General features: G+C 62.8%; 12 protein-coding genes. 11 read left to right on the forward strand and 1 reads right to left on the reverse strand.

The window, feature by feature from the left end; genetic code table 11:
- Nucleotides 1-12: 12 nt before the first annotated feature.
- Nucleotides 13-729, forward strand: coding sequence for a ribonuclease T2 family protein (locus VM94_RS12330; protein ID WP_082127688.1), 717 nt, complete (start codon nucleotides 13-15; stop codon nucleotides 727-729).
- Between the two features lie 77 nt (nucleotides 730-806).
- A complete protein-coding gene (locus tag VM94_RS12335; RefSeq protein ID WP_046683738.1) occupies nucleotides 807-2,222 on the forward strand; it encodes an MFS transporter in 1,416 nt (471 codons plus the stop codon).
- A 4-nt stretch (nucleotides 2,223-2,226) separates the two neighbouring features.
- Here VM94_RS12335 and VM94_RS12340 read toward each other — a convergent pair whose 3' ends face one another.
- Nucleotides 2,227-3,861: an acyl-CoA synthetase gene (locus tag VM94_RS12340; RefSeq protein ID WP_046683739.1), complete on the reverse strand. Its 1,635-nt coding sequence runs from the start codon at nucleotides 3,859-3,861 to the stop codon at nucleotides 2,227-2,229.
- A gap of 114 nt (nucleotides 3,862-3,975) precedes the next feature.
- Between VM94_RS12340 and VM94_RS12345 the strand changes: the two genes are divergently transcribed.
- From VM94_RS12345 to VM94_RS12385, 9 genes are all read left to right on the forward strand, one after another.
- Nucleotides 3,976-4,677, forward strand: coding sequence for a Crp/Fnr family transcriptional regulator (locus VM94_RS12345; protein ID WP_409929567.1), 702 nt, complete (start codon nucleotides 3,976-3,978; stop codon nucleotides 4,675-4,677).
- A 62-nt stretch (nucleotides 4,678-4,739) separates the two neighbouring features.
- Nucleotides 4,740-5,333, forward strand: coding sequence for a hypothetical protein (locus VM94_RS12350; RefSeq protein ID WP_052755737.1), 594 nt, complete (start codon nucleotides 4,740-4,742; stop codon nucleotides 5,331-5,333).
- Between the two features lie 36 nt (nucleotides 5,334-5,369).
- On the forward strand, nucleotides 5,370-5,756 hold the full coding sequence (locus VM94_RS12355) for a DUF2946 domain-containing protein (RefSeq protein ID WP_160309291.1): 387 nt from the start codon (nucleotides 5,370-5,372) through the stop codon (nucleotides 5,754-5,756).
- A 62-nt stretch (nucleotides 5,757-5,818) separates the two neighbouring features.
- Nucleotides 5,819-6,415 carry an SCO family protein gene (locus VM94_RS12360; RefSeq protein WP_046683742.1) on the forward strand — a complete coding sequence of 199 codons (597 nt, stop codon included), beginning with the start codon at nucleotides 5,819-5,821 and terminating at the stop codon, nucleotides 6,413-6,415.
- 19 nt (nucleotides 6,416-6,434) lie between these two features.
- Nucleotides 6,435-6,905, forward strand: a complete 471-nt coding sequence (locus VM94_RS12365; RefSeq protein WP_185982115.1) for a copper chaperone PCu(A)C — start codon at nucleotides 6,435-6,437, stop codon at nucleotides 6,903-6,905.
- A gap of 121 nt (nucleotides 6,906-7,026) precedes the next feature.
- Nucleotides 7,027-7,713 carry a CerR family C-terminal domain-containing protein gene (locus VM94_RS12370; protein ID WP_046683743.1) on the forward strand — a complete coding sequence of 229 codons (687 nt, stop codon included), beginning with the start codon at nucleotides 7,027-7,029 and terminating at the stop codon, nucleotides 7,711-7,713.
- Nucleotides 7,710-8,918, forward strand: coding sequence for a multidrug effflux MFS transporter (locus VM94_RS12375; protein WP_046683744.1), 1,209 nt, complete (start codon nucleotides 7,710-7,712; stop codon nucleotides 8,916-8,918). The genes VM94_RS12370 and VM94_RS12375 overlap by 4 nt, the downstream gene beginning before the upstream one ends.
- 122 nt (nucleotides 8,919-9,040) lie before the next feature.
- Nucleotides 9,041-10,387, forward strand: a complete 1,347-nt coding sequence (locus VM94_RS12380; RefSeq protein WP_046683745.1) for a DUF3422 family protein — start codon at nucleotides 9,041-9,043, stop codon at nucleotides 10,385-10,387.
- A gap of 73 nt (nucleotides 10,388-10,460) precedes the next feature.
- The coding region (locus VM94_RS12385; RefSeq protein ID WP_046683813.1) for a hypothetical protein at nucleotides 10,461-11,550 on the forward strand (1,090 nt) is incomplete at its 3' end.

Raw genomic sequence — 11,550 nt, forward strand, 5'->3', positions numbered from 1 at the left:
TGAAGGAATACGATGAAAATTCACTCTGTCTTGCCCGCGCTGGCCGCCATTTTCCTCAGCCTGTGCGCTGGCGCCGTCCATGCGGCCGACGCCAGCTGCGCCATTCCCCGCAACGTCAGTTACTACGATTACGACGTCAAGCCATCGGACGAGAAAAACACGTGCTACAAGCAAAGCACCAACGTGCCGACCGATTACTTCATGCTGGCGCTGTCGTGGTCGCCGGGTTTTTGCGACAGCCAGCGCCGCCGTGGCGCCGTGTCGAAAAAGGCTGCCTTCCAATGCGCCGAGAGCAACCAGTTCGGCTGGATCGTGCATGGCCTGTGGGCGCAATCGAATAACCCTGCCACGTGCGAAGACATTTCCGTGACGCCGCCGCGCAAGACGGACATGCATCCGCGCTACTGCAAGGGCAATCTGCCGAAACTGGCGCCGTCGGACATCCTGCCCTACATGTGCATGCAGCCGGGCGAAGCCTTGCTGCAGGGCGAATGGGAAAAGCATGGCGCCTGCGATTTCGATACGGCGAAGGAATATTTCGAGAAGGAACGGGAGCTGTTCCAAGCCTTGAAGCTGCCGGACTCCACTATGCCAAAGAACGAGCTGTTCCAGTGGATGAAACAGCACAACCCGCAGCTGAAAGGCCGCTGGCTCGGCTATGAAAAGCATTCGGGCGAATTGCGCATCTGCTATTCGAAAGATTTTAAAGTGATCGACTGCCAGAAGTAATGGCGCTTGCCTGTCCGGCAGAGTCCGTCCATCCATGCTAGTGTATTGCCCGGATCAGCAAGATGAACAGGTAGTTTATGCAGCAGACTAGGCAGCGGCACACGCAAGCCGTCATGGTGGGCGAGGACGGCTTGCCGCCGGGCGCCCGTTTATGGGCCATGCTGGCGCTGGCCATCGGCGTGGGCATGGCCTCGCTCGATACGGCGATTGCCAACACGGCTTTGCCGGCCATCGCCAGCGAACTGCACACGACGCCGGCCGCCTCCGTGTGGATCGTGAACGTGTACCAGCTGGCCATGGTGGCGACCCTGCTGCCGTTCTCGGCGCTCGGAGAAATCGCCGGCTACCGGCGGGTGTTCATCTCCGGCATGTTTCTGTTTACCTTGGCCTCGCTCGCTTGCGCGCTGGCCTGGTCCTTGCCGTCGCTGGTGGTGGCGCGGCTGTTCCAGGGCGTCGGCGCCAGCGCCATGATGAGCGTCAACACGGCGCTGCTGCGCACCCTGTATCCGAAGCATTTGCTGGGTCGCGCGTTTGGCAACAATGCGCTGGTGGTGGCCGTCGCGTTCGCCATCGGGCCCACGGCCGCCTCGCTGATCCTGGCGACGGCCTCGTGGCCGTGGCTGTTCGCCATCAATGTGCCGCTGGGCGTGGCCGGTTTTTTCCTGGCCAGCCGCATGCTGCCGGCGACAAAACTGTCCGGTCACACCTTGGATGCGCGCACGGCGCTGTACAACGTGGGCGCTTTTGGCTTGCTGATCCTGCTGTTTGGCGACGCGGCCCATCACGCGGCCCTGTCGACCTTGCTGCCGGAACTGGTGGCCGTGGCGGTCTTCTTTGTGTTTCTGCTGCGCCGCCAGGCGGGGCACGCGGCGCCCATGCTGCCGATCGACCTGTTTCGCCGTCCCCTGTTTTTGCTGTCTTCGCTGACGGCCATCTGCACGTTCGCCGCGCAGGGGCTGGCCTTTGTCTCGCTGCCATTCTATTTTGAAGTGACACTGGGCCGCTCGCCCGTCGAGACGGGCTTCCTGATGACGCCATGGGCCGTGCTGGTGGCCGTGATGGCGCCCGTGGCCGGGCGCCTGAGTGACCGTTATTCGCCGGGCGTGCTGGGCGGCATCGGCCTGGCGGCGCTGGCCGGCGGCTTGCTGGCCCTCGTGTGGATACCGGCGCACCCGAGCGTCGTTGACATCGGCTGGCGCATGGCCTTGTGCGGCATCGGTTTCGGTTTCTTCCAGGCACCCAATCTGAAAGCCATCATGGGCAGCGCGCCGCCCGAGCGGGCCGGCGGCGCCAGCGGCGTGGTGGCCACGTCGCGCCTGATCGGACAAGCCACGGGCGCCGCGCTGGTCGCGTATTGCTTCACCGTTTCCGCCAGCCGGGGCACGACGTATGCGCTGTGCCTGGCGGCAGGGTTCGCCGCCGTGGCCAGCATCGCCAGCTTCTCGCGCCTGGTGGTGGCGCAGCCGGCGTGGCCGACCGGCAAGGGCAGCTAAGCGCCTAGACGTCGATGGCCTTGTCCGACTGCATGCGCTTGCGCAGTTCGAATTTCTGAATCTTGCCCGTCGACGTGCGGGGCAGGGGACCGAAATAAATGGCTTTCGGCACCTTGAATCCGGCCAGGTTGTTCTTGCAAAAGGCGATCAATTCAGCTTCCGTCACCGTGCCGCCTTCGCGCAGTTCGACAAAGGCGCACGGGGTCTCGCCCCATTTTTCGTCCGGCTGGGCGATGACGGCGGCGGCCAGCACTTGCGGGTGGTGGTACAAGGCGTCTTCCACCTCCACGCTGGAAATGTTTTCGCCGCCGGAAATAATGATGTCCTTGCTGCGGTCCTTCAGCTTGATATAGCCGTCCGGATACATGACGCCAAGGTCGCCCGTGTGGAACCAGCCGCCCGCGAACGCTTCCAGCGTCGCCTTTTCATTCTTCAGATAACCCTTCATGCAGATGTTGCCACGGAACATGATCTCGCCGATCTGTTCGCCGTCGGCCGCCACGGGTTCCATGGTTTCCGGGTCGAGCACGGCGACGGCGCTTTGCAAGTGGTAGCGCACGCCCTGGCGCGATTTCAATATGGCCCGCTCTTCCTGCGACAGCGCTGCCCACTCGTCCTGCTCGGCGCAAATGGCGGCCGGGCCATACACTTCCGTCAAGCCATACGAGTGGATCAAGTCAAAGCCCATGGCTTCGATCTTCGCCACCATGGCCGCCGGCGGCGGCGCGCCAGCCACCATGCCGCGCACGGTCCAATCGATGCCCTCGCGCCAGTTGGCGGGCGCGTTGGCCAGGGCCGCGTGCACGATGGGCGCGGCGCAATAGTGGGTGATGCGCAATTCGCGCATCAGGTCGAACACGAGTTTCGGTTCGAATTTGCGCAGGCACACGTTCACGCCAGCGCGGGCGGCGACGGTCCACGGGAAGCACCAGCCATTGCAGTGGAACATCGGCAAGGTCCACAAGTAGACGGCATGCTTGGGCATGTCCCACTCTAATATATTCGACAAGGCATTGAGGGCCGCGCCGCGGTGGTGGTAGACGACGCCTTTCGGATCGCCCGTGGTGCCGGACGTGTAGTTCAAGGCGATGGCGTCCCATTCGTCGGCCGGCGGCTGCCAGTCGTAGTCGGGGTCGCCGCTGGCCAGCAAGGCTTCGTAGTCCAGGTCGGAAAAAGAATCCACTTCCGGCCCCAGCACGTCGTTGACCTGGACCACGCGCAAGCCGGGAATCTGCGCCGCCATCTGGCGCGCCAGCTCGGCAAATTCCGTGTCGGCCAGCAAGACTTTCGCCTGGCCATGGCGCAGCATGAAGGTCAATGAGGCCAGGTCGAGGCGGATATTCAAGGCATTGAGGACGGCGCCAGCCATGGGAACGCCAAAGCTCGCTTCCACCATGGCGGGCGTGTTCGGCAACATCACGGCCACCGTATCGCCCGTGCCCACGCCCAGCTGGATCAATCCCGAGGCCAGGCGGCGCGTGCGCGCATACGTTTCTTGCCACGTCTGCCGCACGGCGCCATGTGCAATTGCCAGGCGATTGCCATATACTGCGGCTGCCCTGGCGATATAGTCGAGCGGGGTGAGGGCGGCGTAGTTGGCGCTGTTTTTGCCGAGGCCGGTGTTGAAATCAGCTGTCATGCTTGTCTCCTGGTAAAAGAATCTTGTAGCTCCCTGTTTCGGGATTGATACCGGTTAGCATAGCACCGGTGCTGGAAAATCACTGTCATCTTAGTGACAGGTTTGAAGGATGGAATGGATAGCAACGATAGTGTAGAACGTGCGATGCCGGAACTCGACAGCCACGACTGGTTCGCGGCCCTCGACACCCGGCATCAGACCCTGTTGCGCGCCGGCAGCGTGATCAAGCATTACGAGGCGGGCGCCGTCATCACGCGGCGCGGCGAACCGTCGGCGCACTGGATCGGCGTGCACACGGGCTTGATCAAGCTGGCCGTCTACAACGCCGATGGGCGCGGCGCCACGTTTTCCGGCGTGCCGGCCGGCGGCTGGTGCGGCGAAGGCAGCGTGCTCAAGCGCGAACTGCGCCGCTACGACGTGGTGGCCGTGCGCGCATCGAGCATCCTCCTTGTGCCCGTGGACCTGTTCCATCTGCTGCTGGCCGAGAGCCTCTCCTTTAACGCCTTCGTCATCCGCCAGCTGAACGAACGCATGGGGCAATTCATCGCCACCATCCAGAACCAGCGCTTGCTGGCCGTCGACGCGCAAGTGGCGCAAGCCATCGCGCAGCTGTTCCACCCCATGCTATATCCGCGCACCTCCAGCGTGCTTGAGCTGTCGCAGGAAGAAATCGGCTTGCTGACCGGCATTTCGCGCCAGCGCGTGAACCAGGCGCTGGGCCATCTGGCCGAACTAAAGCTCATCAGCATTGCCTACCAGTCGATCCGCGTCGTCGACCTCGACGGCTTGCGCCGTTATGGCGTAGCGTCGCTGTGATGACAGACTGCTTGCGCGATGTATGGCATGCTGGCGGCTCGTTCACCATATTGACCTGACGCATGGCCCTCGTTTCCGATCATCCCTTGCACCTGCTGGGCTTGCGCTTTCCGCTCCGGCTGCGCGTCACCGTGCGCCAGGGTTTTGTGACCTTGCACAATGAAATCGCCACCAAGAAACTGGCCAGCGGCGACAGTTTCGTCGTGCCCGCCTTCTTGCGCTTCGCCTGTGACGTGATGCCGGGGCGGGGCAAGCCGGCCGTGTTCACCCTGGCGCTGGAAGACGATGAACCCGATGGCGGCCACGGCGGCGGCAAGCGCTGGAGCCAGGCGCTGGCGCAGCACATCTTCGATACGCCGCAAGGCAAATGGACGGCGGCGCGCCTTGCCACCCTGTGGCAAGTGACGCCGCACAAAGCCCGGGCGCGATTGTTTTCCGAGGGCGAGGCATTGCTCAGCCTGGTGCGCGAACAGCGTCTGGCGCACGCGCTGCACACGGCGGCGCAAGCGGATGCCGATGGCGAACAGGGCGAGCGCGACCTGGCGCAAGTGGCGGCCGGCTCCGGTTTTGCCTCGATCCCCGCGTTTTGCGACGCTTGCGTGGACGTGGCCGGCGTGCGCCCCAGCCTGTTCCTGCGCGGCCAGGCGCCCGGATAGCCAGACTCCGTTATAATCGGGGCCATGGGATACTTATTGAAGCGCAAACAGTGGCACATGTGGTTCGCCTGCCTGGCGATACTGCTCAATGCGCTGTCGCCGTCCCTGTCGTATGCGTTTGCTTCGCACCATGCGAACGCGAACAATGCCGCCGTCGACATCTGCTCGGCCAGCGGCGCCATCTACACGCAGGCGGACCTGGCGCCGGCCGCCACATCCACCACCGGTTCCGTGCTGCACCACATCGAGCATTGCCCGTTCTGCATGAGCCATGCAGGCAGCGTGGGCTTGCCGCCTTCGCCAGCATCGGCGCTGGCCGTCATCACGGGTCACGACCTGTATCCGCCCTTGTTTTACCAGGCGCCGCGGGCGCCGTTCGCGTGGCTGGCCGCCAGCCCGCGCGGTCCGCCTTTGGCTGCCTGAACGCCCAGTCACGCCTTCCACGTCTTAACTGTATCCACTACGCCCATCGGGCCGGAATTATCATGAAACGTCGTCTTTTCCTTCTCGCCGGTACGGCGGGATTGCTTACGCTTGCCGCTTGCGAACCAGCGCCGAAACCCCATTACAACGGCCTCGACTTGACGGGAGGCGATTACAAGCCCGACTTCAAATTGAGCGGCCCCGACGGCAAGGTGTACACCCTGGCCGACTTCAAGGGCAAGTATGTGATGGTCTTCTTTGGCTTCACGCAATGTCCGGACGTGTGCCCGACAGCCCTGTCGCGCGCGCTGGAAATCCGCCAGAAACTAGGGCCGGATGCCGATAAACTGCAAGTGATCTTCATCAGTATCGATCCCGAGCGCGATACGCCAGAGTTGCTGGGCGAGTACATGCGCGCCTTCGACCCCAGCTTCCTCGGCTTGCGCACGGATCCGAAGAACACGGCGCAGACGGCCTTCAACTACAAGGTCTTCTACCGCAGAGTGCCGAGCGGCAGTTCCTACACGATGGACCATACGGCCATCAGCTATGTGCTCGATACCGAGGGCCGCATGCGCCTGGGCTTGAAGCACCAGTTGACGGTCGACGAGTGCGTGCAAGACATCAAGACCCTGATGAAATCGAAATACACCTTATAACTATCGCGAGGAAATAATCATGACCCATCTGAAAACCCTGCTGGCCACGGCCCTGACCGTGCTGTCCTTCTCCGCCATCGCACAAACCAGCGTGCAGATCACCGACCCGTGGGTGCGTGCCACCGTGCCGCAGCAAAAAGCCACGGGCGCCTTCATGCAGATCACGGCACCGAAAGCCATGCGCCTGCTGGAAGTGCGCTCGCCCGTGGCCGGCGTGGCGGAAATCCATGAAATGAGCATGGCGGACAATATGATGCGCATGCGCCAGGTCAAGGAAATCGCCTTGCCAGCCGGCAAAGCCGTCGAGCTGAAGCCGGGCGGCTACCACGTGATGCTGCTGGACCTGAAAGGACAAGTGAAGGCGGGCGACAAGATCCCGCTGACCCTCGTCGTTGAAGGCGAGGACAAGCACCGCGAAACCATCGAAGTCAATGCCGTGGCGCGTCCGCTGGGCGCCACCTCGGCCCCGATGCCTGCCATGAAGCACTGATCGCCGTCTTTCTTGCCAGAAGCCCGGTGCGCCGGGCTTTTTTGCGTCCGCCTGAAAGTTAAACGGTTGTTTGATATAATTCCGCACAATATTAAACGGCTGTTTAAATGATGGGAATGGCATGACGCAAGACAAGGAAAACGAGAAAGAAAGCGAAAAAGAAAGCGAACCGGCGCGCGCGCGCATCCTGCAGGCGGCCGTCCAGCTGTTTGCCGACGATGGCTACAAGCTCGCGTCCGTGCGCAGGATCTGCGAGGCGGCCCACGTCAATGTGGCGATGGTCAATTATTATTTTCATGGCAAGGAAGAGCTGTACCTGGCCGCCTTCGACCATGCACGCGACCTGGCGCGCGCCTCGGCTGCCGACGTGGCCGCCGCCAGCGCGCAGGCGCAGCTGCCGCCCGTGGAACAATTGCGCCTGGCCATCGAGGCGCTCGTCTCCGACATGCTGCGCTCCGGTTCCGCATCCCTGTTCAGCCGCCTGGTGGCGCGCGAACTGATCGAGCCGACGGCGGCCATCCACAAGCTGGCCGAGCGCAATGTGCGGCCGCAGCATGCGCTGTTCACTCGCCTGATCCGAGGCGTGGTGGGGCCGGCCATGCCGGACGACGTGGTGCAGAAATGCGTGTTCAGCGTGATTGGCCAGGTGGTGTTTTATGCCCGTTCGCGCATCGTGCATGAACTAGTGGTGCCGGAAATCACCTATGACGAGGCGGGCATCGCCGATATCGCCCGGCATATTGCCGCCTTCTCGCTGGCGGCCCTCGACGGCTTGCGCCGCCAGCATCTTGCGCAGGAGCTTGCATGAAGACGAGAAACCTGACCCTCGTGCTGGCCGGGCTGGCCATGCTGGGCCCGTTCGCCACGGATACCTTCTTGCCGTCGTTTCCCGCAATCGGCACGCATTTCGACGTCAGCAGCGTGCTGGTGCAGCAGACCCTGAGCGTCTATCTGGCCGCCTATGCCTTCATGACCTTGTTCTACGGCACCTTGTCCGACTCGTTCGGCCGCCGTCCCGTGATCCTCGCTTCCCTGCTGATTTTTGCCGTCGGCTCCATCGGCGCCGCGTTCGCGTCCAGCTTTGGCTGGCTGCTGTTCTTCCGCGGCATGCAGGGCGCTTCGGCAGGGGCGGGCAGGGTGATCGGACAAGCCATCGTGCGCGACAGCTTGTCGGGCGCGGCCGCGCAAAAGATGCTGGCCAATATCATGATGGTGTTTGGCATCGCGCCGGCCATCGCCCCCATCATCGGCGGCTGGCTGCACGTGGCCTACGGCTGGCAATCGACGTTCGTGTTCACCTTTTCCGTCACCGTGCTGTTGTTGCTGGCTTGCCTGAAAGGTTTGCCGGAAAGTTTGGCCGTCGAGCAACGTCAACCCTTCCACCCAGGCAACATCGCGCGCAATTACTGGCTGGCCTTGCGCCACCGGGCGTTCCTGCTGCGTTCGCTGGCCGTGGCCTTCGCTTTTGGCGGCTTCGCCCTGTACATCGCGTCCGCGCCGCATTTTATTCTGGAATTGCTGCGCCTGCCGGAAACGGCGTTCGGCTGGATGTTCATCCCCATGGTGGCCGGTCTGGTCTTGGGTTCGGCGCTGTCGGGCAAACTGGCCCATGCGGTCAAAAGCACCGTGCTGGTGCGCTGGGGCTTGCTGGCCATGGCGGCCACAGGGGCGCTCAATATTGCTTACAACCACTGGTTCGCGGCCAGCATCCCGTTCGCCGTCGTGCCCGTGATGCTGTACGCGTTCGGCATGTCGCTGGCCTTGCCGGGCATGACCATGTCGACGCTCGATATATTCCCGCAGATGCGGGGCCTGGCCGCTTCCCTGCAAAACTTCGTGCAAATGCTGGTGTTTGCGCTGGTGTCCGGTTTTGTCGCACCGTTGCTGTTCGACAGTGCGTTCAAGCTGGCGCTGGGACAGGCTTCGGCCGTGGCGCTGGCCGCGTTTTTCTGGTGGCTGGGCACGCGCCAGAACGCGGCGCAGGGTGCGACGGGGGTTGCCAAAACGGCATGACCGGGGCTTGAAAAGGTAGGCATGCTTCCTGCTTTGTTACACTGTGACAATCAGACCCGTGTTGCGGGCGCCACTGCACGTGCGCGGGTCTAAGCAGTTTTGCAACTTTACCTTTGGCTATCATGCACTTGATTAACTCCAGTTTGAACCACGCCTTGCGCGTGCCGCTGGCTGCGGAAATCCACTCGCGGCCGTTTTTGCAGCTCGACGCCCCTGAGCTGATCACCCACCTGGCCGTGTATAAAGATGACAGCGCGGTGACGGGCGCCTCGAATATGGCGGCCCAGCACGCCACCTTGGCGGCCCTGTGCACGCATTTCGGCGTCACGCCGCCCGCTGCCGAAGCCAAGTACTTCTATTACGACTTTGGCCGCTTCCGCCTGAAATGGGAATGCCACACGGAATTTGCCACGTTTACCTTTGCCGAGCATCCGGGCCAGGCCTTGCCCCTGGATCAGGCGTTCGAGCGCATGCCCCTGGAGCAATTGCCGCAGCAGTGGCTGGTAGGCTTGAAGGGCAAGCTGATGGTGGCGGCCCACGTGGTGCTCGAGCAGGCGACCGAGCCTGCCGAGATCTTCATGCAGGGTTTGTCGCGCGTGTTCGAGGGCAATACCCTGGCCGGCAGCAAGGTGTTGCAGGGTGGCGAATTGTGGACGGATTTCACGATCCAGTCGGACGGCTTCAGCCGTTTCGTCATCCGCGATGCGGGCATGCGTTCGCAGCAGTCGGGCCGCCTCGTGCAGCGCGTGCTGGAAATCGAAACCTACCGCATGATGGCTTTGCTGGGCTTGCCCTACGCCATGCAGGCGGCGCCATCGTTGAATGCCATCGAGAATGAACTGGCGACCCTGGCCGCCGCCATGGTCGATACGGACGACGCGCCGGGACTGGCCAAGAGTGACGACGGTGTCTCCGAGCAAGCCTTGCTCGACCGCATCACGCGCCTGGCCGCCCGCATTGAAAAGCTGTCACTCGACAATAGCTACCGTTTTTCCGCCTCGAAAGCCTACATGGGTCTGGTCAAGGCGCGCATCGACGAGTTGCGCGAAGTGCGCATCGAAGGCATCCCCACGGTCGAGGAATTCATGGATCGCCGTTTGACGCCGGCCATGAACACGTGCGAAGCGATGGCCAGCCGCCAGGAAGCGATGGCGCAGCGCATTGCCAACACGAATGACTTGCTGCGCACGCGCGTGGGCATCGTGCAGGAATTGCAGAACCGGCAAATCCTGCAATCGATGAACGCGCGCGCGGCGCAGCAACTGCGCTTGCAGCAGGCAGTGGAAGGCCTGTCGGTTGCGGCCATTTCCTATTACGTGATCGGCCTGTTCAGCTACACGGGCAAGGCGGCCAAGGTTCTCGGCTTGCCCGTGAATCCGGAAATCCTCGTCGGCGCCCTCGTGCCGTTCGTGGCGGCCGCCGTCTGGCTGGGCTTGCGGCGCATGCATCACAAGCTGCACGTGGACTGAGTCGAACGACAGGGGCACTGAAAATTTGCTATGTTTCAACATTCGACCGTCAGGTGTTCTGAGAGGAAATTGCGTGCTACCGAATGTTGGCGATATTTACAGTGTGTTTTCGTCCGAGCTGCAGCAGTATGTGGCTTGCCAGGTCACCCGCATCAAGGATGCGTCCTCGTCCAGGCCGGTAGCTGCCGTGCTGGAGCTGGACTGGACCGGCGACGCCTTGCCCGATGCGGCGGCAGTGCAATCCATGCGGCCGCTGCTGTGCGACTATTTCTTCTGGAATAATCGCCACCACCACTGCTATGCCACGGCAAACGTGCCGCCTGGCCATACCCTCGTTGGCAATATCGCGCCGCTGGTCGATGTGGAAGTCAACAGCTACCGCAGCGGCTGGAACGTGGGCGACAGCGTGCTGCGCCAGCGCAACTGGGAGCGCATCGACCCGCTGCGGCGCCAGCAATTCAAGGCCGCGTCGGACGAACGTGAAGTGACGCTCGGCGGCCAGGTCTTGCGGCAGGACGCGACGAAAATCGATGACACCGTCTTGCAGACGCTGGGCGACATGTCCGAGCTGGAGCAGCTGCCTTGCCTGATGGCTATCGAGACCAGCAATGGCACGCAGGCCTTGATGGAGTTTATCCAGGGAAATCCCTTCATCAATGAGCTGCACTGGCAATCATCGACGGTGCATGCGCTCGATTTCAGCGGCAGCGGCTTGAGCCGTTTGATCCTGCAGCCCGATGGCGTCACCAGCCTGGTCTTGAATGAAGGCTTGAGCCTGCTCGCGCTGCGCGGTGTGCTATCGCCGGCGCTGCGCGTCGCCGATGGCGCCGATGGCCGCCATTTGACACTGCAGTGCACGCACACGCTGCCGCCGTTCCACGGCCTCGAGCAACTGGGCGGCCTGTCGCTGGTCAGCATGAAAGACGTCGACCTGGCGCAAGTGGCGCAGCGCTTTCCCCATCTGACGGCCTTGCGCATCTGGGGCAAGCCGGGGCTGGCGTCGCACATGGCCAGCCTGGCGCAACTGACCGCGCTGCGCATGTTCACCGCCTATGACCTGTTCGGTTACACGGCGGAAGAGTTTCCATCTGCCACGCAATTGCCGCAGCTGTCGGCCTTGTGGCTGACCAGCTTGCCCGCCGATGTGGCTAAGGCCATCAAGG

Origin of the sequence: Janthinobacterium sp. KBS0711 (genome assembly GCF_000988085.1) — a bacterium.
In the GTDB taxonomy this organism is placed as follows: domain Bacteria; phylum Pseudomonadota; class Gammaproteobacteria; order Burkholderiales; family Burkholderiaceae_D; genus Janthinobacterium; species Janthinobacterium lividum_E.